The sequence below is a fragment of the Streptomyces sp. NPDC037242 genome (genome assembly GCF_055604165.1).
The window spans coordinates 69295-94623 of the sequence record NZ_JBVJUY010000035.1 but is presented as its reverse complement, the minus strand read 5'-3'; the positions used below and the strand labels follow the sequence as shown (position 1 = coordinate 94623).

Here is a 25329-nt window from a genome sequence, read left to right as displayed (position 1 = left end):
CCCCCCCCCCCCCCCCCCCCCCCCCCCCCCCCCCCCCCCCCCCCCCCCCCCCCCCCCCCCCCCCCCCCCCCCCCCCCCCCCCCCCCCCCCGCTGCGGCGTCCGGCGTTTCGGTGGGCGCAACGTGTCCGGCATGTCGGCTTGACCGATGGACCTGCGGCGACGTACCTTCTGGCGCACCGGTCCGTGAGTACATGAATGGAGGCGAAGTCGGATGTCGATCATCTCCGACGCGCATCGCCTCGCTCACGAGACCGCCTGGGCTCCGGGTCGTGTAGCACACGGCTGTTGAGCAGCCCCATTTCCGGTGCGCCCTGTTGCGGCCCCGGAGTTTTCTCATTTCTTCCACCGGCTGCGGCACGTTACTGCGTGCTGATTCACGCGCCGGGTTGTCGAGCTGCGCCACCCGAAGAAGAAGGCTCCCGAAATGGCGACTAGGACAGTCAGATCCACCATGCTCCGAAATGGGTACGTCCCGTGGTAGCGGCGCGGATTACCGTCAATGGCAAGGAAGCGCCGATCTCACCGGCCGCTCCTCACACCACGGTGTTGGATTTTCTGCGCGACCGTGGCCTCACCGGCACCAAGGAGGGCTGCGCCGAGGGTGAGTGCGGCGCCTGTTCGGTCATGGTGGCCCGTCCCGGGGTGAACAGGCCCACCGACTGGGTGGCCGTCAACGCCTGTCTGGTCCCGGTCGCCGCGCTCGACGGCCAGGAGATCATCACCTCCGAAGGTCTCGCCGCCGTCGGCGCACCCGGGGAGCCGCCCGCGCTGCACCCCGTACAGGAGGAGATGGCCGTCCGCGGCGGCTCCCAATGCGGTTACTGCACACCGGGATTCGTCTGCAGCATGGCGGCCGAGTACTACCGGCCCGACCGCTGCGCGCACGCGGCCTCGGACTCTGACTCCGGCTCGGAGGCAGCCGTCGGCGCCGACGCCGAGCACGGTCCGAACGGCTTCGATCTGCACGCACTGAGCGGGAACCTGTGCCGATGTACGGGCTACCGCCCGATCCGCGACGCCGCGTTCGCCGTCGGCACGCCCACGGAGGACGACCCGCTCGGGCAGCGTCGCGAGCAGTCGCCGCCCGAGCCCGCTGCCACCCGGTACACCCAGGACGGCAGCACGTTCCTGCGCCCCGGCACCTTGAACGACGCGCTACGGCTGCTGCGCGAGCGCCCCGACGCGGTGGTGGTCGCAGGCAGCACCGACTGGGGCGTGGAGGTCAACATCCGTGCCCGCCGGGCGGATTGCGTGGTCGCCGTCGACCGGCTGCCCGAACTGCGGGAACTGCGCACCGAATCCGACCGCATCGAGATCGGAGCGGCACTGACGCTCACCGAGATCGAACGCCGCCTCGGCGGCAGCGTCCCGCTGCTGGCAGAGCTGTTCCCGCAGTTCGCGTCCAGGCTCATCCGCAACGGTGCGACGCTCGGCGGCAATCTGGGTACCGGCTCCCCCATCGGAGACAGCCCGCCGGCGCTGCTCGCGCTGGAGGCATCGGTGGTACTCACCGATGCCGACGGTGAGCGCGAGGTCCCGCTGGCGGACTACTTCACGGGCTACCGGCAGAGCGTTCGCCGTCCCGGCGAGCTGATCCGCGCGGTGCGCATCCCGCTGCCGCTGGCGCCGGTCGCGGCCTTCCACAAGATCGCCAAGCGGCGCTTCGACGACATCTCCAGCGTGGCGGTCGCCTTCGCGCTCCACATCGAGGACGGAGTCGTCCGCACGGCTCGGATCGGCCTGGGCGGAGTGGCCGCCACCCCGATCCGCGCCCTCGCCACCGAGGCGGCCCTGGAGGGCAAGCCGTGGGCGGCGCAGACCGTCGAGGCCGCGTCCCGGGTGCTACGGGCGCAGGGCACACCGATGGACGATCACCGTGCCAGCGCCGAGTACCGCTCCGCGATGCTCGGCCAGAGCCTGCTGAAGCTGTACGCGCGAACCACCGAGGCGGTGTCGTCATGAGCCATCTGTCCGAACGTCCCGAAAAGCCCGCCGTCGGCGTTTCGATGCCGCACGAGAGCGCCAACCTGCACGTCACCGGCGCCGCGCTCTACACCGACGACCTGGTCTCCCGGACCAAGGACGTGCTGCACGCCTACCCGGTCCAGGTCCTCAAGGCCCGCGGCAGGATCACCGGGCTGCGCGCCGAGCCCGCGCTCGCCGTGCCCGGTGTGGTCCGCGTGCTGACCGGGGCCGACGTGCCCGGTGTCAACGATGCCGGGATGAAGCACGACGAACCGCTGTTCCCCGACGAGGTCATGTTCCACGGCCATGCGGTCGCCTGGGTGCTCGGCGAGACCCTGGAAGCGGCCCGGCTCGGGGCGGCGGCCGTCGAGGTGGAACTCGAGGAACAGCCCTCCCTGGTCACGCTGCAGGACGCGATCGCGGCCGGCAGTTTCCACGGCGCCCGGCCCGTGATGCTGGCCGGTGACGTCGAGGCCGGCTTCGAGGAATCCGCGCACGTCTTCAGCGGCGAGTTCCAGTTCTCCGATCAGGAGCACTTCTACCTGGAGACGCACGCGGCGCTGGCCCTGGTCGACGAGAACGGCCAGATGTTCGTCCAGAGCAGCACCCAGCACCCCTCGGAGACCCAGGAGATCGTCGCGCACGTGCTCGGCCTGCACAGCCACGAGGTGACCGTGCAGTGCCTGCGCATGGGTGGCGGCTTCGGCGGCAAGGAGATGCAGCCCCACGGGTTCGCCGCCGTCGCCGCGCTCGGTGCCAAGCTGACGGGCCGGCCCGTACGGGTGCGGCTCAACCGGACCCAGGACCTGACCATGTCCGGCAAGCGCCACGGCTTCCACGCCGAGTGGAGGATCGGCTTCGACGCGGAGGGCCGCATCCAGGCCCTGGAGGCCACTTTGACGGCGGACGGCGGGTGGAGCCTGGACCTGTCCGAGCCGGTCGTGGCGCGCGCCCTGTGCCACATCGACAACACCTACTGGATCCCCAACGCGCGCGTCACCGGGCGCATCGCCAAGACCAACAAGGTCTCCAACACCGCCTTCCGCGGCTTCGGCGGACCGCAGGGCATGCTGGTGATCGAGGACATCATGGGCCGGTGCGCGCCGCTTCTCGGCCTGGATCCCATGGAGTTGCGGGAGCGCAACTTCTACCGGCAGGGCCATTCGACCCCGTACGGGCAGCCGGTCACCCACCCCGAGCGGATCTCCACGATCTGGCGCCAGGTGCAGGACGACGCCGGCATCACCGACCGCCGGCGCGAGATCGCGGCCTTCAACGCCGCGCACCCGAACACCAAGCGGGGGCTCGCGCTGACGGGAATCAAGTTCGGGATCTCCTTCAACCTCACCGCCTTCAACCAGGCCGGCGCCCTGGTGCTGATCTACAAGGACGGCTCGGTCCTGATCAACCACGGCGGCACGGAGATGGGGCAGGGCCTGCACACCAAGATGCTCCAGGTGGCCGCGACCACGCTCGGCATCCCGATGCACAAGGTGCGACTGGCCCCCACCCGTACCGACAAGGTTCCCAACACCTCGGCCACTGCCGCCAGTTCCGGGGCGGACCTCAATGGCGCGGCGGTGAAGAACGCCTGCGATCAGTTGCGCGAGCGGCTGCTCCAGGTGGCCGGCACCCAGTTGGGTGCGAACGCCTCCGACGTACGCATCGTCGAGGGGGTCGCGCGCGTGCTGGGCAACGACAAGGAGCTGGCCTGGGACGACCTGGTGCGCACCGCGTACTTCCAGCGGGTCCAGTTGTCGGCGGCCGGCTTCTACCGGACCGAAGGCCTGCACTGGGACGCGAAGAGCTTCCACGGCTCTCCGTTCAAGTACTTCTCCTACGGCGCGGCCGCGACCGAGGTGGAAGTGGACGGGTTCACCGGTGCGTACCGCATCCGGCGGGTGGACATCGTGCACGATGTCGGCGACAGCCTGTCCCCGTTGATCGACATCGGTCAGGTCGAGGGCGGTTTCGTGCAGGGCGCGGGCTGGCTGACGCTGGAGGACCTGCGCTGGGACACCGGGGACGGCCCGAACCGCGGGCGGCTGCTGACCCAGGCCGCGAGCACCTACAAGCTGCCGAGCTTTTCGGAGATGCCCGAGGAGTTCAACGTCAGGCTGCTGGAGAACGCCACCGAGGAGGGCGCGGTCTACGGGTCCAAGGCGGTGGGTGAGCCTCCGCTGATGCTCGCGTTCTCGGTACGGGAGGCGCTGCGGCAGGCGGCCGCGGCTTTCGGGCCCGTCGGAGTCAGTGTGGAACTCGCTTCCCCCGCGACGCCGGAGGCCGTGTACTGGGCGATCGAAGCGGCCCGCGAAGGCGGCGTGCCGCCGGTCGGCGGCGCCGGCGGCCGCAGCGGGATCCCCACCGACGCGAGCGCTTTGAGCGATGCCTGACATGTCCTGGGTGGCCGCGGTCGCGCGGTTGCGGGCCCGCCGGGAACCCGGCGTGCTGGTGACCGTCGCGACCGTACGCGGCCACGCGCCCCGCCGGGCCGGTGCCAAACTCGTCGTCGGCGAGAGCGAGACCTGGGGTTCGATCGGCGGCGGCAACATCGAGGCCGTCGCGATCGACCGGGCCCGCGAGCTCATCGGTACGCCCGAGGCGGATGCGGAGCTGATGGAGTTCGCCCTCAACGACAAGGTCACCGGCCGACACGGCGTGCAGTGCTGCGGCGGAGCCGTCGGAGTGCTGCTCGAACCGCTGCCGGTGGTCCAGGCGGTGGCGATCTTCGGCGTCGGGCACGTCGGGCTGGAGTTGGCACGCATCCTGGCCCGCCACAGCCTCGATCTGCACCTGATCGACTCCCGCGCCGAGGTGCTCGCCGACGAACGGCTCGATGTGCTCGCCGATGCGGTGGCGCAGATCCGCGTCCACCACACGCCGCTGCTCCCGGAGGAGGTGCTCGCGGAGCTGCCGCCCGGCACCCACGTCCTGATCATGACCCACGATCATGCCGAGGATGCCGCGCTGTGCGACGCCGCCCTGCGGACCGCCGGTCTCGGGTCGATCGGGCTGATCGGCTCGGCCGCCAAGTGGGCGCGGTTCCGGCAGCGTCTGTCCGCCGAGGGCGGCCACGATGACGCCGCCATCGACCGGATCAAGACCCCGATCGGAATGGCCGGGATCACCGGCAAGGAACCCGCGACGATCGCGGTGGGCGTTGCGGCGGACCTGCTGCGGTCTTTCGAACGGGCCGCCCCCGGGACCGCTTCCGTGCAGCACTGGTGAGTGACCGGACACGCAGACCGGGCGGCCGGACGCGCGGACCGCGCGTCCGGCCGCATGGGTCAGGGGCAGGTGACCAGGACGATGGAGATGGCGGTGCAGGTGACCGTCGCGGTGTCGTTGGCGCGGTTGGGGTCGGTGGGTGCGGAGACGGTGCGCGCGCCGGTGACCTTGACCGGGCCGAGGGTCAGCAGGTGCAGGGGGACGCGGAACGTCTTGCTCGCGCTCGCCTCGTCGGCGATGGTCCCGTAGGTGCAGGTGACCGTGGTCGCGGCGCTCGTGCATCCGGCGGACAGGTGGGTGGCGGAGGCACCGGGCGGGAGCGTGGCGGTCAGGGTCGCGGAGCTGACGGCGCCCGGGCCGGTGTTGTGCGCGGTGAGGGTGTAGGTCAGGTAGGGCACCAGGAGGCTCAGTTGGGGCTGGGCGGTGAGGTTGACGTCGATGTCCGCGGGCGGCGCGAGGTAGGTGTACTGGCCGGCCGCGGTCACCGGACTGGTACCGCCGGGGGTGGTGACCCGCACGTCCACGGTGCCGGACGCATGTGCGGGGGTGGTGGCAGTGCAGGCGGTGGCGGTGCAGCTGACGCCGGTGGCGGGGGTCGCACCGAAGGTGACGGCGGTGGCTCCGGTGAGGTTGGTGCCGGAGACGGTGACGACGGCGCCGCCCGCTGCCGGGCCGGAAGCCGGGCTGATGCCGGTCACGGCCGGTGCCGCCGAGCCCACGCTCAGCACGTCGAGGGTCTGGTTGCCGTTCTTCACGACGTAGACCAGGGTGCCGTCCGGGCTCACCCCGGCGTCGACGGGGCCGCCGCCGATCGACGTGTTCCCGGTGACGGTGTTCGTCGCGGTGTCGATCGCCGACAGGGTGTTGCTGCCGATGTTGGGCACGTACGCGGTCGTGCCGTCGGGGCTGACCGCCGCGCTCCCCGGGTTGGCCCCGGTGGTGATCGTCGTGGTGACGGTGAGCGTGGCCGGGTCCACCACGGACACGAAGTCGTCGTTGCCGTGGCTTACGTACACCGCTCCGGTGACGGGGTTGACCGTGACCGCGAACGGCTGGTCGCTCAGTGCCACGTTCGCGGTCACGGTGAAGGTGGCGGTGTCGATGACGCTCAGCGTGTTGTCGCCGACGTTGGTGACGTAGGCGCGCGCGCCGTCGGGGCTGAAGGCGACGTCGCGGGCGAACGGGCCGACGGTGAGCGACGCGGCGACGGTGTTGGTGGCGGTGTCGATGAGACGGACCGACCCGTTGGGGTAGGCGGAGTCGACGACGTAGGCCTGGGTGCCCGCCGGGTTGACCGCCACCGTTCTGGGGTCCTGGACCCCGGCGATGGTGGCCGTCGCCGTGTTGGTCGCGGTGTCGACGACACTGACCGAAGCCGCGCCCCGGTTGACCACGTACAGGTGCGCGCTGTCCGGGGTGACCGCGAGCCCGGCCGGGCCGTTGCCGACGGCGATGGTGGCGCCGACGGTGTTGGTCGCGGTGTCGAGCACGGTGACGGTGTTGCCCGGAGTACCCATGAAGACGCCGGAGTTGCTGACGTAGACGTGCTTGCCGTCCGGTGCCACGGCCAGGTTCTCGGGGTTCGCGCCCAGCGGTACGGTGGCGATCACGGTCGGCGTGACCGCGGCCGCCGGCGTGGCGCCCAGGGCGCCCAAGCCGGTCAGGGTGAGGGCGAACGCGGCGGCCCATGCGGTGCGGCGCCGTCTGTGCATGCGGTGCGGGCGTAACCGGGTGATCGCGGACATGGTGAATCCCCCCTCGAAGAGTCGTCGACATGGTCCCAGCGAACATCACCCGCCATGCGGAAGCTTCACAGTTGCCCATTTCAGATCAAGTGATGACCGTTTTGGCGATCTGAATGTCCGCTCGCACCACCCGACTCCCCTGCCCGGGACGCGGCATCGCGGCGACCCTGGAGCAGTGGCCGCCGCGATGACCGGCGGCTACTTCAGGTAGGGGCCCGCGGCTCCGACCCGGCCCGGGGCGGCGTTGCGGCCGCCGAGGTCCAGGACGTAGACGCGTAGGTTGCCCGTACCGGGGGCGGCGACGGACAGCTTGCCGTCGGTGACCGTCCTCACGTCGCCGGTCACGGCGTCCTTGTACGTGCCGTTGGGGACTCCGGTGTAGGCGGCGCCGCCGGAGACGGTGACGAGCGCGAAGCTGTCGACGCCGGTGGCGGCGTCGGTGTAGCGGCGTTTGAAGGCCATGCCGCCGGAGATTCCCTCGGTCGAGTACTGGCCCATCTGCAGCGCCGGGACGGCCCGGCGGATCTCGTTCAGCCGCTGGAGGTGCTTGGCGAGCGGCGCGTCGAGGGTGGCGGCTACGGCTCCGGTGGCGGTGGCGACCTCGGAGAAGCCGGATGCGGTGACCGATCCCGCGATCTTGTCGCCGTAGTAGGCCCGGCCGGTGGTGGCGAGCGGGCAGGTCGGGCCGCAGTCGATCTGCTTTCCGGCCTGGAACTCGATCTCCGAGCCGTAGTACAGGGTCGGGATGCCGCGGAAGGTCCACATCAGGGCCATGTTCTCGGCCCAGGCGTCGGTGCCGCCGGCGTAGCGGGTGGAGGATTTGCCCGGACCGAAGTCGTGGCTGTCGACGTACACGACGTTGTAGGTGGCGTCGTTGTAGCTGTCGTCGCTGTCCTTGCCGTTCTGGAAGGCGTTGTTCGCGTCGCCGAAGTTCATGTGCATGCGCATGTCGATGACGTTCATGCCGGAGAACATGCTGTGGTCGGGGGCGTGGTAGAGGTTGCCGTTGAGGAAGGCGTTGCCGCTGGTGGGCTGCTTGGCCGGGTCGTTGTCGGTGGTGTACTGCTGGACGGCGGCGGTCGCGTCGTCCGCGCTGTAGGACGCGCTGTCCTTCCAGGTGTAGTACTGGGCGGACTGGTTGGCCGAGCCGCGGTTCCACTTGTCGTTGACGAAGGCGCCGACCTCCCCGAACACGTAGAAGTCGGCCGCCTTCTGTGCGCCGAACTGCTGGGCGACGCGCTGCTGGAGGGCGGGCAGGAAGCGCCGGTTCCAGGTGACGCGCGGGATGTGCACGGCGGTGTCGATGCGGAAGCCGTCGACGCCCATGTCGATGTACTTGTTGTACGCACCGATCAGATAGTTCTGCACGGCGGGGTTCTCGGTGTTGAAGTCGGCGAGGTCCTCGTGGATCCAGCAGGAACGGGCGTCCTCACCCTCCCAGTTGCCGATCCAGCACTGGTGGTACAGGTCCTTGGGGAACATCCCGGATGTGGGGTTGGGCCACTGGCAGTTGTAGATGGTGTAGCCCTCGGCGCTCTTGAACTGGGTGGCCACGCCCCAGTTGACGCAGGTGTTGCCGGCCGGTTCGGCGGTCGACCACAGGTCGCCGTTGTAGTACGACTTGCCGCTCTTGGGGTCGACAGTGAGGCCGTCGTACTCGAAGCCGGTCTGCTTCTCGTCGTAGTACCAGGACCACTGCGCGTCGCGCACGCCGTAGACGGTGGGGGTGAACAGGCCCTTGGCTCCCCAGCGCGAGCTGTGGTTGTAGACCACGTCCTGGTAGATCTTGACGCCCTTGGCGTGTGCGGCGTTGATGAGGTCCTGGTAGGAGGCTCCGGCCGATTCGAGGCGGGGATCTACCTTGTAGAAGTCGTAGCCGTGATAGCCGTGGTAATCGTAGTCGGAGCGGTTCAGGACGACCGGGGTGATCCAGATCGCGGAGAAGCCGAGGGCCTTGACGTAGTCCAGCTTCTCGATGAGGCCTTTGAAGTCCCCTCGGAACATGGGGTCGTTGTTGGCCGCGTTGCCGGACTTCACGTTCTGGCTGCCGCCCCGATTGTTGGCGCTGTCCCCGTCGTTGAAGCGGGCGGTGAGTACGAAGTAGATCGGGTCCTTGCGGGGGTCGCCGCCCAGCGGGGCGGACCCGACGGGGGCGGGAGGCCGCGTGCCCGTGGTGGCGGTGGCCGCGGCGGAGGCGCCGGACAGGTTCCCGGCGGCGTCCACCGCCTTCACCGTGTAGGAGTAGGCGGTGCGCTCCTCCAGGCCGGATTCGGTGAGGACCGTGGAGTTGGTGCTGGTGACTACGGTGCCCTGGGATCCGCCGGTCCGGGTGACCTGGTATCCGGTCACACCCCGGTCGTCCGTGGCGGCGTCCCAGGTGACGACGACGGACACGTCGGTGGCGGTGGCCTGTACCCGGGAGGGCACGGTGGGCGCGGTGGTGTCCGGTACGACGGCGGCGCACGGATCGGCGGCGTTCGCGGTGACCTTGGCGTCCTTCACCGTGGTCGGGCCCGGGCCGAGGGCGTAGTTCTTGCCGCTGTTGTTGTCCCAGGTGCCGTTGCCGTTGTTGAAGGTGGCGGCGAGTCCGGTGGCCGAACCGAGCGAGACCGTCTTCTTCACCCACCCCGCGCAGGCCGCGTCCATGCCGATGCCCGGCACCGTGGTCCAGGAGCCGCCGCTCGGCGCCCAGTGCAGGTTGACGGTCGGCCAGCCGACCGTCGTGGTCGAGTAGTAGACGGTGGCGGTCGCGCCCGTACCGGTTCCGGGGTCCGTCGCGCACGGGTCGCTGTGCGCCACGACGCCGTCCTTGACGGTGATCACGCCGGTTCCCAGGGCGTAGTTCTTGCCGCCGTTGTTGTCCCAGGTGCCCTGGCCGTTGTTGAAGGTCGCCTGGAGGCCGGCGGCCGCGCCGAGACTGACCGTCTTCTTCACCCAGTCCGTGCAGGCCGGCTCCATGCCGGCGCCCGGGACCGCCGTCCAGCTGCCGCCGTCCGGTGCCCAATGCAGGTTGTATGCCGTCCAGTTGCGGGTCTTGGTGTAGTAGAAGACCGTCGCCCTGTTCTCGGCCGCTGCCGCCGTGCCGGCCGTGGGGGCCGCTCCGGTGGAGGCATCGACGGCCGGCAGCGCGGCCGCCAGGCATCCGGCGACGGCCGCGGCCAGGGCCGCCGAACGCCCTCCGTGACGTTGTCGCGTACGTGATCTCAAGGTCTGCTCCTCGAAGCGGGGCCCAACGACCCTTCGGCTTCGCGGCATTGAAAACTTGCCGCAAGGTTTTGCGGCAGGCTAGTGGCCTCGTTACCAGCAGGTGAAGCCCTCGTTAAGCAGAAATATCGCGGCCCTGCCCGCCCGAAGGGCCCGACGGGCGCCCTTTTCGGGAGAAGCCGTGCAATAACTTGCAGCATGGAACTGCAAGGTCGCCTAATCCTCGAACGGGACGAACCGAGCCAACGAGGTCCAGTCCAGGGGACTCACGATCTCGGCGAGGCGGACGAAGGGGTCCTGCGAAGCCGCTTGGAGCCACATCACCAAGATCTCCGTATGCCCGTGATCCGCGATGTCCTCGGGCTGCCACCATGACGTCAGTCGAGCACGAACCGTCTCCCGCGGCAGCCACTCCTCGACCCGTGCTTCCGCATCGGCCCGGATCTTGTCGAGATCGTGCACATACAGGTGCGGCGTCGCCGCCATCGCCTTGTCCATGCCCATCAGCCTGAACCGACGGTGCAGGTACGGCGTCCCTTCGAGCATGCCTTCACGGTCGTCGCTCATCGTGATTTCGCGGAGCTCGGCGCGTACCGGTCCCACCTGATAGCTGCGCAGCCCGTCATTGGTCGTCTGGATCATGGGCCAGAGGGTAGGCGCGTCCGACAGGCAGGCCAAACGGCTTTCGTGATCGGTGCGCTCCGCGGCGTACCGGGAATCAGCGACCCGGCGGATTCGTCGGTCCGCCTTGGCTCGTGCGGACGCATTCGATCAGGTAGTCGCCGCTCTCGGGGTCCACGGTCACCCCGTGGGCCTCGCTGTGGAAGCCGGGGAAGGCCCGGTCGAATGCCTCCAGGGCGCGCAGGTACCGCAGCAGCGGGCCGTCCGGGTCGCCGGTGGACTCCCCCGGCATCAGTACGGGAATCCCGGGCGGGGTCACCGTCACCATGGCCGCGGCCACCCGCCCGGCCGCCTCGGCCAGCCGTACGCGCTCGGTGCCGCCCCGTACCAGCAGTTGGTAGCAGTGGCGCGGCGGGGCCACCGGCTCCGGGAGGTCCTGGAAGGCCGCGTCGAGGGCGTCGATCAACTCGGCGCGGGTGAGGTGCTCGTGCATCTGCCGGCACAGCGCGCCGAGAGTCGTACGGCCGTAGCGTCGCGGGAAGCGCTCGACCAGATCCGGTAGGGCTTGGTCCAGGGGGACGTCCGCGTCGTGGAGGGCCTTGAAGTCCATGAGGGCGTCCATCAGGGTGCCCCACTTGCCCTTGGTGATGCCCATGGAGAAGAGGATGAGCGTGGAGTAGCTGTCCGTCTTCTCCACGACGATCCCGCGTGCCGCCAGATAGGCGGTGAGGATCCGCGCGGGGATGCCCCAGTCGCCCCTGCCTCCCGCGGCCGTCACCCCGGGGCAGGTCAGGGTGACCTTGACCGGGTCCAGCATGCAGTAGCCCTCGGTGAGGCCGGCGAAGCCGTGCCAGTCGGCGCCCGGCTCCAGGTGCCAGCAGGAGGGCTCGCGGCTCAGCAGCGACGGCGGTGCGTCCGCGAACTCGATGCGGGTGCCGGTCGCCGGGTCGGTGACGGATTCGGGCTGCCACACGCCGAAGAACCAGTCCGGGCGGTCCGCGGCGGCGGTGATGCGGCGCCCGGTGCGTACGACGGCCTGACGGAACCGGATCGCTTCGGTCACCGCCTCGTCGATCAGCCACTGGCCCTGCGGTCCGTCCATCATGGCCGTGGCCACGTCCAGGGAGGCGATAGCCGGATACAGCGGCGAGGTGGTGCCGTGCATCATGAACGCCTCGTTGAACCGCTCGTGTTCGACGGGGGCCCGGGGTGCCGGGCGGACGTGGACCATCGCGCACTGGGAGAGGGCGGCGAGCAGTTTGTGCGTGGAGTGGGTCGCGAAGACCGTCGGCCGACCCGGCCCCGCGTCCGGGAAAGTGCCCGCGTCCGGGGCGGTGTCCGGGAAGGTGTCGGGTCCGATGGCCATCCCGTAGCGGCCCGCATACAGCGGATGGAAGCGGGCGTACGCGAACCAGGCCTCGTCGAAGTGCAGTCGCGGGGTGCTCGGCGCCAACGCCCGCGCCACGGCGACGGTGTCGTAGCACAGGCCGTCGTAGGTGGAGTTGGTGACCACCGCGTACTGGGCCTCCGGGGAGACGGCGCCGGGCGTGAGCGGGTTCGCGGCGATCCTCGCGGCGACCGGCGCCGGGGCGGTCACGGCGGGCGGCAGGGGGCCGGCGAGCCCGTAGCCGTTGCGGGTCGGTACCAGGTAGACGGGGCGTGCCCCGGAGATCACCAGCCCGTGCAGTACGGACTTGTGGCAGTTGCGGTCGACGAGCGCGATCTCGTCGTCCGTCACGCTGTAGTGGCCGACCATCCGGTCCGCCGTCGAGTCGCCGTGCAGGACGAAGTAGGTCCGGTCGGCGCCGAAGACGCGGGCGGCGTTGCGTTCGGCCTCGCCGATCGGACCGCTGTGCTCGAAGAGCGAGCCGAGCTCACCGACCGAGATCGACAGGTCGGTACGGAACAGTCGTTCCCCGTAGTAGTCGAAGAACGCGCGGCCGGCCGGGGACTTGAGGAAGGCGACCCCGCCCGAGTGGGCAGGGGTGTGCCAGGAGTACTCGTGGGAGTCCTCGAACCGGCGCAGGGCCTTGAAGAACGGGGGCAGCAGGTCCCGCTGGTAGTCGCGCGAGGCCGTGGCCACGCGGCCAGCGATGAAGGACGGCGTGTCCTCCAGGGGCCAGATGTAGCCGACCACCGTCTCCGAGACCCACAGCGGCAGCCGCTCCAGGTCCTGGTCGGAGTCGTCCGCCATCACCAGGAAGACCGGCAGGTCCTTGAAGCGCCGCCCGATGTGTCGTAGGACGTCCCCGCCGCCGCCTTCCTCCAGCGCACCGCCCGCCGCTCGCGGCAGGTCCCAGGCGACCACCGCCGCGCCGAGGCCCGCCTCGGTCTGCAGGGCGGCCCGGGCGTCGCGGGCACTCGGCGCCCAGCGCAGTTCCAGACCCCGGTTCTCCAGTTCCTTCCCGATGCGCCGCAGTTGCTCGGCGCTGACGCCGCCGCCCATCGGGTTCTCCCGCAGTGCCAGCAGGACCGTACCGCTCGGTGTCATTTCCGCTCCCCCGTGCCGTGGAGTACGGATGTCCGTACTGGGGCACAGTCTCCCGGGACTCCTCGCGTCGGCGCCGATCTTGAGCCGGACTTCACCCGCGGGTGGGCGTGGCGGCGTACTACCTTGACGCGGCCCCGAAAGCGCGGGTGTCGCCCCGGGCGGTGATGTGCTCAGGGGCTTCGATGCCGTCCGCGAGGAGGGGGTCGGCTTCCGGTTCGCCCCAGGTGGCGACCAAGGGTAGTACTCCGGCCCAGATTCCGAGCGCGGCGTCGGGCCCGTCACCGTCCTCCGGTCCGCCGGTGCTCGTCTTGACCGACGCCTCCGCGAGCGAGATGCAGAGCAGTACGGTCGCCGCCATCTCCTTGGCGTTCGACTGTCGCGCGTAGTCCCATTGGCCGGGCGCGGCCTGCTCGGTCAGGCAGCGCAGCCCTGCCAGCTTCTCCTCCTCGTCGGTGACCGCACGCGGGACGCCGTAGATCATCGCGCTGCGGTAGTTGACGCCGTGCTCGAACACCGACCGTGCGAGGACGAGGCCGTCCACGTGCGTCACGGTGACGCACACCGTCGCCTCGGGTGAGGCGACCAGGCTCCGGCTGGCCACGGACCCGTGGAAGTAGAGGTTCCGGCCGTCGCTCCCGTAGACGGTGGGGACGACCATGGGGTGGCCGTCGACGACCACCCCGAGGTGGCACATGAAGCCCGCGTCCAGGATGGCGTCGAGTTCGGCACGGTCCAGGCTCCCCTGGGCCCGCAGGCGGCGGTGCCGGGTGCGGGCTGTCTCCGGCAGCGCGGACGGGAGGGGGGTGTGGTTCACGTCATCTCTTTCGTGAGTCGAGCACTACGCCCCTCACGCTATCGATATCGCCATTCATGCGCCAGATCTCAACGAAATCAGTTCCCTGAAGCTCTGATTGCTGCGGAAACCCTCGTCCCACTCGAAGGGCGCATGAGGGTGACACCATGGCTACTTGTAAGTAATATGACGGTCCTTCAGCTGAGCGGTGTTTCGCTGTCAGGCTCCTGTCCTCCGCCTCGAATGGATGTGACATGCTCCGCTTCTCCTTGGCCACCGCCCTGCTCGTGGTGGCCGCCCTCGCCCCCGCCACCCCGGCAGCGGCCACCACCGGCCCGTGCCATCTGGCCGGAACGGCGGGCCTGGCCGACCTGATACCGGGCGACAGCACCCTGGGCCTCTCCGCCCTGCCGCCGGCAGCCGTCGACCTGCCGCCGCAGATCCATCTGCGCGGGACCACGGGTACCTTCAACCGACGGTGGTCCTTCGCCCTGCGCGGGGGCCAGATCCACGTCAAGGAGGCCGCCAGGAGCGGCGGTTGGCGCACGATGGCGCTGCCCGCATGCCTGGCCGGGCATGTCACCGGGATCTCCGTGGACGACGACGAGCTGGTCGCGCTCGACGAGAACGGCAACATCTACACCATGGACCACGCCCTCAACGCGCCCTGGACCTGGAACTGGACGCACCGCTACGGGGCCCCGTTGTGGCTGGGCGGCGGCAACACCGTCCCCTACCGGTCGGCCCGCTGGACCTGGTCGGTCCTGTCTCCCGGCGAGGACAAGGTGTGGCGCGACACCGCGGGCAACGACCACCCGGCGGGCGGCGCCAAGGTCTCCCACGTCTTCGCGCTCAGCGACGACGGCAGCCGCATCACCTGGGTCGACCCCTGGCTCCCCGCCGACCACAGCTACGAGATGGCCACTCCGCTGCGCGGACGCTTCCAGGCCCAGGCCCTGTCCACCGCCGCCTCCACCTCGTTCGTCATCAACCGCTACGGCGACATGTACACCCGCCTCTACGACTTCGACATCGCGGGCTCCGACAAGGTCTTCTTCAGCTACTCCTACGAGGACCAGCGCGGCGCGGTCTTCCCGAAGATCCAACTGCCCGCCCCCGACTGGATGCGCCAGCCCAAGATCCCCGGACAGGTCACCGACCGGATCTCGATCCACAAGACCGGCGTCGGATCGGACGCACGGGAGCTCCGCGTCGAGGGCGGCAACCACGGCCGCACCGGCTACTGGAGCAAGGCCCTCACCGCGTCCCAGTGGGCCTTCACCTCCACCGACGAGCTCCTCGAAGGCCGCACCCTCCAGAACACGCCCGTCGACCGCTCCGCCGACACCCTCGCGCCGCCCTCTCCCTACCACTACACCGGCCCGCTCGGCCAAGTGACGGCCCATGTCCGCGAATTCGATGTGGCCGTAGCCGCCACGCCCCTGATCCTCCAGGCGGGCGACCAGCAGCTCGAACTCACCCTGCACACGGTCGACGGTCTGCGCCAGACACCCCAGGCCCCGGGCCTCACCTCCCGGCCGCGAAGCTTCTACGGCACCGTCGAGGTTCCGCAGGCCGTTCTCGACGACCTCGACTCCTACCACCCCGCACTGCGCGCCCTCGTCCGCGACCGGCTGGGGTCCGCCCGGTTCACCGACACCGATGTCGCCGTCACTGACCAGACCATGGCGATCGCCGACCTCGGCCTGCCCCTGAACCGCGTCTGACGGGGACGGCGCCCCGGATCGGCGCCGCCGTCCCGGGCCTCCCCGCGGGTGAGGAACGTCACCGTGGGGACGCGCCCCGGTCGGGCGCCTGCGTTGCTAGGTTGTCCGGCGGCCCGTTTCAAGGCCCCGGACGAGATGCGCCGTACCCGGTCACGCACGACGACGCGCGCAGTGTTGCTGCACCAGCAGCGCCGCACGCTGCCCCCGCCGGGGCAGTGTCCTCGTCGAGCAAGATGGGCCGAACGCCATGACCGTGCCACTCACCCGCAGCCTCTACCGGACGACCGCGCACGCCTCCGGGGGCCGTACCGGGTCCGTCCGCACGGACGACGGGCGCCTGGACGTCCTGCTCGCGCCGCCGCGCAAGAAGGCGCCCGGCACGACCAATCCGGAGCAGCTGTTCGCGGCCGGTTTCGCCGCCTGCTTCACCTCGGCGCTCGCGGAGGTCGCCGCCGAGTTCGGGGCGGACGCCTCGGCCGCGCACGTCGCCTGCGAAGTGCAGCTCGGCACCACGGACACGCCTGCGGGCTACGGCCTCGCGGTGGCCCTCACCGTCAGCCTGCCCGGGTGGCGGGCCGCGGACCTCCAGCCCCTGCTGCACCGGGCGGACGCGGTCTGCCCGTACGCGCAGGCGGTGCGGGGCAACGTACCGCTGACGCTCCTGGCCGTGGACGAGCCCGCCGCCGATGACCGCGCCTGAGCCCGGACGCCTGGTGCCTGCGGGGCCCGTACCGTCCGGCCCCGGAGTCCCGGTGCCCGCGCGCGGGGCCTGGCTGCGGCGCGGCATCAGCCGCAACGGCGGGCCCCTCGTCGAGGACCGTGAGGTGGTCTGGCTGCAGGCCGGTCCGTACTACGCCGACAGCCGGGGCTTCGCCGGTACGACGTCCTTCGACGGCACCCAGGTGCGCTTCCACCACCTCACGGGCGAGCCCGGCGAAGACACCGGAACCTTCCGGTGGGAGGGCGCGAGCCTCGTCGAGCGGGGCACCAACCCGGACGGCAGCACCTTCCTGGAGATCTGGACCCCCCTGCCCGGCGCCGATGGCGCCGCCGGCTCCTGGTCCGGTCCGGACCACCACGTGGTACGCGTCGGGCGGCACGTGGTGCACGTGGATTCCCGCGCGGGGACGTACTGGCAGCTGTGACCGTCAGCGCTTTGCGTTGCGCAGATCTGCCGTAGCGGCTCCCACCGCGACCACGGCGCCGAGGCACAGCAGACCACCGCTGACGAGGGCGGCGGCTCCCGAAGTGGCGTCCGCGACCAGGCCGCCGCGCAGGTTGCCGATGTCGGGGCCGGCTTGCCCGACGATCTGTTCCGCGGCGCCGACGCGGCCGAGCAGTTCGTACGGGGTGTGCAGTTGCACGACGGTGCTCCGGGAGACGACGGAGACGGTGTCGGCGGCGCCGGCCATGACGAGGAAGGCCAGCGCGAGCCACGGGTCGGGCGACGTGCCGAACAGGGTCAACGCCGCGCCCCAGGCGGCGGATCCGGCGAGCATGACCAGGCCGGGGCGGGGAAGCCGGGTGAAGGTCCCGGAGAACAGCGACGCCGCCACGCCGCCGACGGCCAGGGCCGTGAGGAACAGTCCGAGCGTGCGCGGGTCGTCGCCGAACCGTTCGGCGTTGATCAAGGGGAACAGGCTGACGGGCATCGACAGCACGGTGGTGGCCAGGTCTGTGAGCAGGGCCCCGCGGATGACCGGAGTGCGTCCGAGGAAGGCCAGGCCGTCCAGCACTCCGCGCAGGCCGGGCGGTGCGGGCTCGTCTCCGGGCTTCGGCTGCGGCAGGCCGAAGGCACCGTAGAGCGCGGCCATGAAGGTGAGGGCGTCGATCAGGTAGCAGGCGCCAACTCCCGGCCCGTCCACGATCAGTCCGCCCAGCGCGGGCCCGAGCAGCATGGCGCCCTGGAAGGACATTCGCCTCAACGCCAAACCTGCGGCCAGGTGTTGCTCGGGCAGAAGGTGCGCGATGAAGGTCCGCGAGGCCGGTCCGCTGCCCGCGCCGAAGCAGGACTGGAGTGCGACCAGCCCCAGAACGCCGACTGCGGGAAAGTCTCCGAGGAGGCCCTGGAACGCGAGGAGGAGCAGGCATCCCGCTTGCCCGCTGGTCATGAGGAGGTAGAACTTCCGGCGGTCCACCCGGTCGACGAGTGATCCCGCGAACAGTCCGAGTACGAGGAGAGGCATTGCCTGCGCCAGCCCGACGGCGCCCGTCCACATGGGGCTCTTCGTCGTCTGCCAGACCTGGAACATGACAGCCACGACTGTCATCTGGCTGCCGAGGCCGGAGAGGGTCTGACCGATCCACAGCCGCCGGAAGGGTGGTGACGACCGCAGCGGGGTCACGTCGATCAGTGCGTGCCTCACCCCCATTCGGGGTCCGCGGCCAGTTTCTCGGCGATCCGGTCATGGAAACTCTTGCGTTCCAGGGCCCGTTCGATGTCGGTGACGACCTGGGAGAGCGGGTAGGGAATCTCAGCTTCCAGGTCGGCGAGCGCTGCCTCGGTGGCCCGCCATTCCGCCGCGAGGCGACCGACGACCTGGCGAGCCTCGTCGGTGAGCGTCACCTTCCTGGTGCGCGCGTCGTCGCCCACGACGGTATCGACCCAGCCGGCCTTGCGCATTGCGGCGACCTTCTGGCTGAGCGCCGAGTGCGTGCGCTGCACCGACTCGGCCAGTTCCGCGATGGTCATGGGTCCGTGGGCGTGGAGGCGGAGCAACTCCATGACGAAGGTGGGCTTGAGCCCGTCGATCTGCTGCTCGGAGTAGACCCGGGCGATGTCGCCGTCCATTGACGCCTGGAGCAGGCGCAGGGGTCGCCAGAGGCTCTGCCGGGTCGGGTCGAAGGCCTGGGGTTCGGTCACGGTGTGGATCGTAACAGCATTTATATAAGTGCTGTTATTTCTGCCTCGACCCCTGCCGGCACCGGAAGTTGACAACGTTTCAATTTCGGCGGGCGGCAATCTTGCCGGAAGACTTCCGGCACGATGCGACATGTGAAATTTTACATGTCACACGTCAATCGCCCGTGTCCCCAGCACGTGGCTACAGGCCCCGGAGGCCCCCACAGATGCATCCCTTCCGCATATCGAAGGCCGGCGCGCGCAGACTTCCTGCGCTCGGCGCAGCCTTCTTCATTGCGCTCGGCCTGTTCGCGCCGCAGAGCCAGGCCGCCTCCGCGGGCGCCACGGCCCCGGCCGGTGCGAACGCAAGGGGAGCGGCGGCCTCGGCGCCGCGGTCGATCCCCGTCCCCAAGTCGCCCGACGCGATGAGCAACAGCACGCGCTTGCGGATCTCCTCGCAGGACAGCGCCCTGGAGTCAGGCCCGGCCCCCGCCCCCGCGGTCCGGCCCGACAAGGCCGACAAGGCCGACCGGCAGTCCTCGGCGGCCGCCGCCGCAGACGCGTGCACCGACCTCTCCGGCGTCATCAACGCCACCGGCAGCGCGCTGGTCCAGCAGCTCAAGGCACTCCCCCGGATCGACTGTACGTACCCGCTGTTCAACCTCACCGGGGAGAACGCGCGCAAGGCCTTCCGTGAGTCCCAGATGGTGACCGTCGCGGGCGCGCTGCGCGACGCCTCCACCTCCTACGCGGGCAACAACAGCGCCGCCATCGGGCAGTTGGTGCTGTTCCTGCGCGCCGGCTACTACGTGCAGGACAACAACGCGGACGCCGTCGGCGACTACGGCACGGCGCTGGACGGCGCGGCGCTCGGCGCGCTGGACGCCTTCTTCGCCTCCCCGCGCAGCAAGGACGTCACCGATGCCAACGGCGAGATCCTCAACGAGGTCGTCACGCTGATCGACAGCACCCACGCGGCCGGCCGGTACGCCGGCGTCGTCAAGTGGATGCTCGGCAGCTACGACGGCACGTGGCCCGGCCAGATGAACCTCGCCATGCAGCACGTCGAGTGGGTCGTCGAGAACGGCTTCAAGGCCAAGAACGACGGCCGCGGCTGGCGGGCCGCCCTCAAGGCCGACCCCGCCATCCTGGACACCTGGGCCGGCTTCATCACGCGCAACGGCGCGCAGCTCAACCGCCTGGACGTAGTCAGCAACGTCGGCCGCTTCCTCGGCCACGCCCTCGACGTCCCCGAGCTCAAGGACCGGGTCCGGCCACTGCTGAAGGACTTGATCAACCGCTACCCGAACGTCGGCCCCACCGCGCCGATCACCATGAACCTGGGCTGGTACACGCGCCAGTACGACAGGGGCAACTGCGCGGCCTACGCGATCTGCGACCTGGGCGAGCGCGTGCTCCCGGCGGTCCTGCCGATCCAGCACACGTGCACCCCGGGCCTGAAGATCCGCGCCCAGGACATGTCCCCCGGCCAGCTGGCCAGCACCTGCACCAGCCTGGTCAACCAGGACGCCTACTTCCACCGGATCATCGGCGACAAGGGCGCGATCCCCGGTGACGTGAACACCAACCTGGAGGTCGTCGTCTTCGACGACTACGTCCACTACTCGCTGTACGCCTGGGCCATCTACAACATCGACGTCGACAACGGCGGCATGTACGAGGAGGGCAACCCGGCCGCCGCCGGCAACCAGGCCCGCTTCATCGCCCACGAGGCCCACTGGCTGCGCCCGGAGTTCCAGATCTGGAACCTCAACCACGAGTACACCCACTACCTCGACGGCCGTTACAACATGGCCGGCGACTTCGAGGCCGGCATCGTGACGCCGACCATCTGGTGGGTCGAGGGCATCGCCGAGAACATCTCCTTCGGCTACCGGGGCGAGCGCAACGCCGACGCGATCGCCGAGGCCCGCAAGAACACGTACAAGCTCAGCGACCTGTTCGACACCGTCTACGGCCAGGAGGCGGACCCCGAGGTCAACTCGAACCGGGTCTACCGCTGGGGCTTCCTCGCGGTCCGCTACATGCTCCAGGCACACCCCGCCGACGTCGAGACCGTGCTGAACAAGTACCGTGCCGGTGACTGGAACGGTGCCCGCACCTTCCTGAAGCAGACCATCGGCACCCGCTACGACGCGGGCTTCGCCACCTGGCTGGCGACCACCTGCGCGACGAGCGACTGCGGCCCGCTGCCGGAGGCCACCGCGACCACACCGCTGTGCACCATCAGCGACCCGCGCCAGTTCGACAAGAACTGCCGCCGGGACGAGCTCGCGGCCGCCACCGGCAACTACAGCTACCACTTCATGTACCTGCCGGCCGGCCTCAAGCAGCTGACCATCACCAGCAGCGGCGGCACCGGCAACGCCGATCTGTACTACGGCGGCAGCAACTGGGCCACCACCAGCAGCTACCAGGCGAAGTCCACCAACGCCGGCAACGGCGAGACCCTGACGATCGACAACCCGCCGTCCGGCTGGGTCTACTTCAGCCTCGCCGCCGCGCAGGGGTTCAGCGGTGTGAGCGTCTCCACCCAGTCCAAGTGACCGGGTCCGCCCGCGTCTGACCACGACGGCGGTCCTTGCCCTCCGACCACGGACGGCAAGGACCGCCGTTCGTGTTCGCGCCGTCGGTACTTGTCGATTATCGATATGGCCCTCTAGTGTTGGACATATCGAAAGTCGATAGGGAGGGGTGCGATGAACACGCGACTCACGAGGATCCTGTCCTCGGTGACCTTTGTACTGGCAGTGCTCTGCGGGCTCGCCTTCCTCGGCACCGGGGTCACGCACGTGCTCGACGACGGGGAGGTCTGCGTACAGACCGACTTCTGGCGCAATGCCACCCTGGCGCCGGACGGCCTGCCGGTCGGCAAAGAGGTGAACGCGACCAGCAGTGCCACGAGCCTCTGCCAGGGCGACCCCTCGGCGGGTCAGCGCGCCGCCGACCTCGGGAGCGAACTGCCGTGGCTGCTCTTCGGCTCCCTCGCGCTGCTGCTCTTCTCCCGGCTGCTGAAGGCCGTACAGCTGCGGGGGCCGTTCACGGAGGAAGTGTCGAAGCGGCTCTCCGTCCTCGGCTGGTTCGTCGCCGTGGGCACGCCGCTGACCGGTCTGATCGTCGGGTGGTCGCAGTCCTGGCTCGTCGGGAGCATGGCGCCCATCATCGGTTCCGGGCCGACGGTCTCCGGACCGCAGGTGCTCGTCCTCACCGGACTCGCCGCGGTGATCATGGGGCGTATCATGCGCGAGGGCGTGCGCATGCGGGAGGACCTCGAAGGGACCATCTGATGTCCGAGGAGGAGCTCCACTCCATCCGGATCCACCTCGACCGGCTCCTCGCCGAGCGCGGCATGACGCTCACCGAACTGTCCGCGCAGGTGGGGATCACGGTCGTCAACCTGTCCGTGCTCAAGAACGACCGGGCCAAGGCCATCCGCTTCTCGACCCTGTCGAGGATCTGCGAGGTCCTCGGGTGCCAGCCGGGAGACCTGATCACCCACGACCCGTCCAGTGGCCCCGGCTGAGGTCGGTCGACATCGAACAACAGTAGTCTTCGGGCATGGCTTTGCGACCTGACGAGTTCTACGACCATGCAACTACCGCTGCGGACGGTGAACAGCGGCTCCCGCTCTCCCGTATGACGGGGTGGGACATCAGCCCGTTCGAGTCGGACGGCCTGCGCGTCGCGCCGCTGCGCCCGCCGGTTCTGCCCGAACCCGCGCGGCACGGCGAGGATCCGTCGGACTGCGACTCGTGCCGCAGCAGGGACGAGGGGATCTGGTTCAACGAGCGCTGGCGGCTCACCCGGATCACGGGAGTCGGGGTGCCGCTGGTGCTGATGCTGCACCCGCTCGACCACTTCGACCTGGCGGACCTGCCCGACGAACTGGCGGCCGAACTGGGCATGTTGAGCACTCACATCGCCCGCCATGTGCAAGCGCTGCCGCACATCGCGCGGGCCCACGTCTACCGCATCGGAGACGGCGGCGCCCACCTGCACATCTGGTTCTTCGCCCGTCCCGAGGGGCAGGCCCAGTTGTACGGGTCGTGGATGACCATTTGGGACGACCTGCTGCCGGAGTACCCGGGGGACGTGGCCGATGAGGACGCGGCAATCGTGGCGGACGCGTTGGTCGCCTCCTACGGGGGCCGTCGCTCGGCCGACGGCGAGCTGCCGCAGGCCTGATCCGACGGAGCTGCGGCGGGCCCTCTATTGCGGGTGAATCGCACCTGGTCACAGGGCGTAGGACGGTTGTAGCCGCAAGCGGATCCGTGTGCCACGGTGAACCGCATGGACGCGAATCCGCACACCCATGCACACGACCGCCACCACGATCACGGGCCGGCTCGTGTGCGGCACCGGTTCGGCCAACTGGTGCGGCCGCACCGTCACGAGGCCACCGACAAGGTCGATGCGGCGATGGAGGCCTCCCGGGAGGGGATGCGCACGCTGTGGGTCTCCCTGGCCGTCCTGGGGGTCACTGCCGTTGTCCAGGCGGCTGTCGTCGCCCTCTCGGGGTCGGTGGCGCTGCTCGGCGACACGATCCACAACGCCGCCGACGCGCTGACCGCCCTTCCCCTCGGGATCGCGTTCATGCTCGGACGCAGGGCGGCGAACCGCCGCTACACGTACGGCTACGGCCGCGCCGAGGACCTGGCCGGCATCCTCATCGTGGCGACCATCGCCGCGTCGGCGGCCCTGGCCGCCTGGGTGGCCGTCGACCGGCTGTTCAACCCCCGCGACGTCGCCCACCTGTGGGCGGTCTCCGCGGCTGCGCTGACCGGTTTCGCCGGCAACGAGTGGGTCGCCCGCTATCGGATCCGCACGGGCCGGAGGATCGGTTCTGCCGCGCTGGTCGCGGATGGCCTGCACGCCCGTACGGACGGCTTCGCCTCCCTGGCCGTCCTGTTGGGCGCCGGCGGCGCAGCGCTCGGACTGCGGACGGCCGACCCCGTCATCGGCCTGCTGATCACGCTCGCGATCCTGCTGGTCCTCAAGGACGCGGCTCGCGAGGTCTACCGGCGCCTGATGGACAGCGTCGATCCCGTCCTGGTCGACACCGCGGAGCGGGCGTTGCGCGGTGTGGAGGGAGTGCTGGGCACCGGGCAGGTACGCATGCGGTGGATCGGCCACGCCCTACGCGCCGAGGCCGACATCATCGTTGACGCGCGCCTGACCGTCGTCATGGCCCATGAGGTGGCCGTCGCCGCCGAGCACGCGCTCATCCACGCGGTCCCGAGGCTGACGGCCGCGACCGTGCATACCGACCACGCCCCCGCCTCCGGCCACGACCCGCACGCGGCCCTGGCCCACCACGGCCAGCGCTCCCTTCCGGGCGTTGTCAGTGGCGGCTGAGAGGATCGCCGGATGACGAACACCGCTGCCGCCATCGCCGCCTACTGGGACGCCGCCGCCCCGGACTTCGACGACGAGCCGGACCACGGCCTGCGGGCTGCTGACACCCGGGCCGCCTGGGCGGAGCTGCTGGCCGCCTGGCTGCCGGCCGTTCCGGCCGACGTACTGGACGTGGGCAGCGGCACCGGGTCGCTCTCCGAGCTGATCGCCGAGGCCGGGCACCGGGTGACCGGGGTCGACCTGGCGCCGCGGATGGTGGAGGCCGCCCGGGCCAAGCTGGCGGCCGCCGGCCTGCCGGGCCGGTTCCTGGTCGGCGACGCCGCCGTGCCGCCCACGGGAGGGGAGGAGTTCGACGTCCTGCTCTGCCGCCACCTGGTGTGGACCCTGCCCGACCCGGCGGCCGCCTTGGGCGAGTGGGTGTCCCGGATCCGCCCCGGAGGCCTGCTCGTTCTTGTCGAGGGCCGCTGGCGCGAGGCCGGGCAGGCCGAAGTGCCGTACGTCGTCGGCTCCGAGGCGCTGCCCTGGTACGGGGGCGTCACGGCCGACGAGCTGGCGGCCGCGGTGCGCCCGCTCGTCAGCGACCTGCGCATCCAACCCCTCAGTGCCGAAGCCACCCTGTGGGGCGGCCCGGTGACCGACGAGCGCTACGCCCTGATCGCGCGGATCTGAATTCCCGGACCCGGGTGTTAGCTTCGTCCCGTGGTGGAATACCAGAACGAGACCAGGGATGCCTACGACGGGGTCGTCGGGCTCTACGCATCGATGTTCGCCGATCGGCTGGAGACGCATCCCTTCTCGCGTGCGATGCTCGGCACCTTCGCCGAGCTGGTGCGCGGGACGGGCAACCCGCGAGCGGCCGACGTAGGGTGCGGGCCGGGACATCTGACGGCCATGCTGCACGACTTGGGGGTGGACGCCTTCGGGCTCGACCTCTCCCCGGGCATGGTCGACCATGCCCGGCGGGCACATCCGGAGCTGCGGTTCGACGAGGCCCGGATGGAGAGCCTGCCCGTCGAGGACCGCGCGCTCGGCGGCGTACTGGCCCACTACTCGATGATCCATACCCCGCCCGGGGAACTGCCCGCGCTCCTCGCCGAGCAGGCGCGCGTCCTGGCGCCGGGAGGCCTGCTCCTGGTCTCGTTCTTCGCGACCGACGGGCCGGAGCCGGTCCGCTTCGACCACAAGGTGACGCCCGCCTACAGCTGGCCGGTGGACCGCTTCGCGGAGCTGCTGACCGGAGCCGGCCTCACCCCCTTCGCCCGGCTGCTCCACGACCCGGCCTCCGAGCGCGGCTTCCTCGACGCCCACCTGCTGGCCCGCCGACCTTAGGGGGTGG

At 70.3% G+C, this 25329-nt stretch carries 20 protein-coding genes and 1 riboswitch; of the genes, 13 read left to right on the top strand and 7 right to left on the bottom strand.

Annotation, left to right across the window (positions count from 1 at the left end; genetic code table 11):
- The first annotated feature begins 475 nt into the window (after positions 1 to 475).
- The 3 genes from ACZ7GJ_RS31865 to xdhC are packed head-to-tail and all read left to right on the top strand — an operon-like array spanning position 476 to position 5194.
- On the top strand, positions 476 to 1963 hold the full coding sequence (locus ACZ7GJ_RS31865) for a xanthine dehydrogenase small subunit (protein ID WP_470756507.1): 1488 nt from the start codon (positions 476 to 478) through the stop codon (positions 1961 to 1963).
- Positions 1960 to 4359 (top strand): xanthine dehydrogenase molybdopterin binding subunit, encoded by a 2400-nt coding sequence (gene xdhB, locus ACZ7GJ_RS31860; protein ID WP_470756505.1) that lies wholly within the window; start codon positions 1960 to 1962, stop codon positions 4357 to 4359. The genes ACZ7GJ_RS31865 and xdhB overlap by 4 nt, the downstream gene beginning before the upstream one ends.
- Position 4360: 1 nt before the next feature.
- A complete protein-coding gene (xdhC, locus tag ACZ7GJ_RS31855; RefSeq protein WP_470756519.1) occupies positions 4361 to 5194 on the top strand; it encodes a xanthine dehydrogenase accessory protein XdhC in 834 nt (277 codons plus the stop codon).
- Between the two features lie 59 nt (positions 5195 to 5253).
- On the opposite strand, the gene ACZ7GJ_RS31850 is transcribed toward xdhC, so the two are convergent.
- The 5 genes from ACZ7GJ_RS31850 to ACZ7GJ_RS31830 all read right to left on the bottom strand — a co-directional run bounded on the left by ACZ7GJ_RS31850 (position 5254) and on the right by ACZ7GJ_RS31830 (position 14069).
- Entirely contained in the window at positions 5254 to 6939 is a 1686-nt protein-coding gene (locus ACZ7GJ_RS31850) for a YVTN family beta-propeller repeat protein (RefSeq protein ID WP_470756503.1), read from the bottom strand.
- A gap of 198 nt (positions 6940 to 7137) precedes the next feature.
- Positions 7138 to 10101 (bottom strand): carbohydrate binding domain-containing protein, encoded by a 2964-nt coding sequence (locus tag ACZ7GJ_RS31845; protein ID WP_470756517.1) that lies wholly within the window; start codon positions 10099 to 10101, stop codon positions 7138 to 7140.
- A gap of 258 nt (positions 10102 to 10359) precedes the next feature.
- Positions 10360 to 10785 carry a hypothetical protein gene (locus tag ACZ7GJ_RS31840; RefSeq protein WP_470756501.1) on the bottom strand — a complete coding sequence of 142 codons (426 nt, stop codon included), beginning with the start codon at positions 10783 to 10785 and terminating at the stop codon, positions 10360 to 10362.
- 76 nt (positions 10786 to 10861) lie between these two features.
- The gene (locus ACZ7GJ_RS31835) at positions 10862 to 13255 is read right to left on the bottom strand and encodes an Orn/Lys/Arg family decarboxylase (RefSeq protein WP_470756499.1); all 2394 of its coding nucleotides are present in this window, start codon (positions 13253 to 13255) and stop codon (positions 10862 to 10864) included.
- Positions 13256 to 13373: 118 nt separating this feature from the next.
- Positions 13374 to 14069, bottom strand: coding sequence for a pyridoxamine 5'-phosphate oxidase family protein (locus tag ACZ7GJ_RS31830; protein ID WP_470756497.1), 696 nt, complete (start codon positions 14067 to 14069; stop codon positions 13374 to 13376).
- A 233-nt stretch (positions 14070 to 14302) separates the two neighbouring features.
- Between ACZ7GJ_RS31830 and ACZ7GJ_RS31825 the strand changes: the two genes are divergently transcribed.
- The 3 genes from ACZ7GJ_RS31825 to ACZ7GJ_RS31815 all read left to right on the top strand — a co-directional run bounded on the left by ACZ7GJ_RS31825 (position 14303) and on the right by ACZ7GJ_RS31815 (position 16920).
- Entirely contained in the window at positions 14303 to 15775 is a 1473-nt protein-coding gene (locus tag ACZ7GJ_RS31825) for a hypothetical protein (protein ID WP_470756495.1), read from the top strand.
- Positions 15776 to 15880: 105 nt separating this feature from the next.
- A riboswitch (guanidine-III (ykkC-III) riboswitch) is annotated at positions 15881 to 15944 on the top strand.
- A gap of 78 nt (positions 15945 to 16022) precedes the next feature.
- Positions 16023 to 16475, top strand: coding sequence for an Ohr family peroxiredoxin (locus tag ACZ7GJ_RS31820; RefSeq protein WP_470756494.1), 453 nt, complete (start codon positions 16023 to 16025; stop codon positions 16473 to 16475).
- Entirely contained in the window at positions 16462 to 16920 is a 459-nt protein-coding gene (locus tag ACZ7GJ_RS31815) for a hypothetical protein (protein WP_470756492.1), read from the top strand. The genes ACZ7GJ_RS31820 and ACZ7GJ_RS31815 overlap by 14 nt, the downstream gene beginning before the upstream one ends.
- 3 nt (positions 16921 to 16923) lie before the next feature.
- Here the strand turns inward: ACZ7GJ_RS31815 and ACZ7GJ_RS31810 are convergent, their stop codons facing one another.
- Both ACZ7GJ_RS31810 and ACZ7GJ_RS31805 read right to left on the bottom strand, forming a co-directional pair.
- The gene (locus ACZ7GJ_RS31810) at positions 16924 to 18147 is read right to left on the bottom strand and encodes an MFS transporter (protein ID WP_470756490.1); all 1224 of its coding nucleotides are present in this window, start codon (positions 18145 to 18147) and stop codon (positions 16924 to 16926) included.
- Entirely contained in the window at positions 18138 to 18638 is a 501-nt protein-coding gene (locus ACZ7GJ_RS31805; protein WP_470756488.1) for a MarR family winged helix-turn-helix transcriptional regulator, read from the bottom strand. Before ACZ7GJ_RS31805 ends, ACZ7GJ_RS31810 begins: the two co-directional genes overlap by 10 nt.
- A gap of 206 nt (positions 18639 to 18844) precedes the next feature.
- Between ACZ7GJ_RS31805 and ACZ7GJ_RS31800 the strand changes: the two genes are divergently transcribed.
- The 7 genes from ACZ7GJ_RS31800 (at position 18845) to ACZ7GJ_RS31770 (ending at position 25322) form a co-directional block, all read left to right on the top strand.
- Positions 18845 to 21184, top strand: a complete 2340-nt coding sequence (locus ACZ7GJ_RS31800; protein WP_470756486.1) for a M9 family metallopeptidase — start codon at positions 18845 to 18847, stop codon at positions 21182 to 21184.
- A 153-nt stretch (positions 21185 to 21337) separates the two neighbouring features.
- On the top strand, positions 21338 to 21925 hold the full coding sequence (locus ACZ7GJ_RS31795) for a DUF2975 domain-containing protein (protein WP_470756484.1): 588 nt from the start codon (positions 21338 to 21340) through the stop codon (positions 21923 to 21925).
- Positions 21925 to 22161, top strand: a complete 237-nt coding sequence (locus ACZ7GJ_RS31790) for a helix-turn-helix domain-containing protein (RefSeq protein ID WP_470756482.1) — start codon at positions 21925 to 21927, stop codon at positions 22159 to 22161. Before ACZ7GJ_RS31795 ends, ACZ7GJ_RS31790 begins: the two co-directional genes overlap by 1 nt.
- A gap of 35 nt (positions 22162 to 22196) precedes the next feature.
- Positions 22197 to 22823, top strand: coding sequence for a hypothetical protein (locus ACZ7GJ_RS31785; protein ID WP_470756480.1), 627 nt, complete (start codon positions 22197 to 22199; stop codon positions 22821 to 22823).
- A 105-nt stretch (positions 22824 to 22928) separates the two neighbouring features.
- Positions 22929 to 23993 (top strand): cation diffusion facilitator family transporter, encoded by a 1065-nt coding sequence (locus tag ACZ7GJ_RS31780; RefSeq protein ID WP_470756478.1) that lies wholly within the window; start codon positions 22929 to 22931, stop codon positions 23991 to 23993.
- Positions 23994 to 24005: 12 nt separating this feature from the next.
- Positions 24006 to 24662 carry a class I SAM-dependent methyltransferase gene (locus ACZ7GJ_RS31775; protein WP_470756476.1) on the top strand — a complete coding sequence of 219 codons (657 nt, stop codon included), beginning with the start codon at positions 24006 to 24008 and terminating at the stop codon, positions 24660 to 24662.
- Positions 24663 to 24692: 30 nt separating this feature from the next.
- The gene (locus ACZ7GJ_RS31770; RefSeq protein ID WP_470756475.1) at positions 24693 to 25322 is read left to right on the top strand and encodes a class I SAM-dependent methyltransferase; all 630 of its coding nucleotides are present in this window, start codon (positions 24693 to 24695) and stop codon (positions 25320 to 25322) included.
- The last annotated feature ends 7 nt before the right edge of the window (positions 25323 to 25329 follow it).

Bases quoted from the DNA above. Each gene is read 5' to 3' on its own strand.
- xdhB (WP_470756505.1), top strand. From the start codon at position 1,960: ATGAGCCATCTGTCCGAACGTCCCGAAAAGCCCGCCGTCGGCGTTTCG.
- xdhC (WP_470756519.1), top strand. From the start codon at position 4,361: ATGTCCTGGGTGGCCGCGGTCGCGCGGTTGCGGGCCCGCCGGGAACCC.
- ACZ7GJ_RS31850 (WP_470756503.1), bottom strand. From the start codon at position 6,939: ATGTCCGCGATCACCCGGTTACGCCCGCACCGCATGCACAGACGGCGC.
- ACZ7GJ_RS31840 (WP_470756501.1), bottom strand. From the start codon at position 10,785: ATGATCCAGACGACCAATGACGGGCTGCGCAGCTATCAGGTGGGACCG.
- ACZ7GJ_RS31835 (WP_470756499.1), bottom strand. From the start codon at position 13,255: ATGACACCGAGCGGTACGGTCCTGCTGGCACTGCGGGAGAACCCGATG.
- ACZ7GJ_RS31825 (WP_470756495.1), top strand. From the start codon at position 14,303: ATGCTCCGCTTCTCCTTGGCCACCGCCCTGCTCGTGGTGGCCGCCCTC.
- ACZ7GJ_RS31820 (WP_470756494.1), top strand. From the start codon at position 16,023: ATGACCGTGCCACTCACCCGCAGCCTCTACCGGACGACCGCGCACGCC.
- ACZ7GJ_RS31815 (WP_470756492.1), top strand. From the start codon at position 16,462: ATGACCGCGCCTGAGCCCGGACGCCTGGTGCCTGCGGGGCCCGTACCG.
- ACZ7GJ_RS31810 (WP_470756490.1), bottom strand. From the start codon at position 18,147: ATGGGGGTGAGGCACGCACTGATCGACGTGACCCCGCTGCGGTCGTCA.
- ACZ7GJ_RS31800 (WP_470756486.1), top strand. From the start codon at position 18,845: ATGCATCCCTTCCGCATATCGAAGGCCGGCGCGCGCAGACTTCCTGCG.
- ACZ7GJ_RS31795 (WP_470756484.1), top strand. From the start codon at position 21,338: ATGAACACGCGACTCACGAGGATCCTGTCCTCGGTGACCTTTGTACTG.
- ACZ7GJ_RS31790 (WP_470756482.1), top strand. From the start codon at position 21,925: ATGTCCGAGGAGGAGCTCCACTCCATCCGGATCCACCTCGACCGGCTC.
- ACZ7GJ_RS31785 (WP_470756480.1), top strand. From the start codon at position 22,197: ATGGCTTTGCGACCTGACGAGTTCTACGACCATGCAACTACCGCTGCG.
- ACZ7GJ_RS31780 (WP_470756478.1), top strand. From the start codon at position 22,929: ATGGACGCGAATCCGCACACCCATGCACACGACCGCCACCACGATCAC.
- ACZ7GJ_RS31775 (WP_470756476.1), top strand. From the start codon at position 24,006: ATGACGAACACCGCTGCCGCCATCGCCGCCTACTGGGACGCCGCCGCC.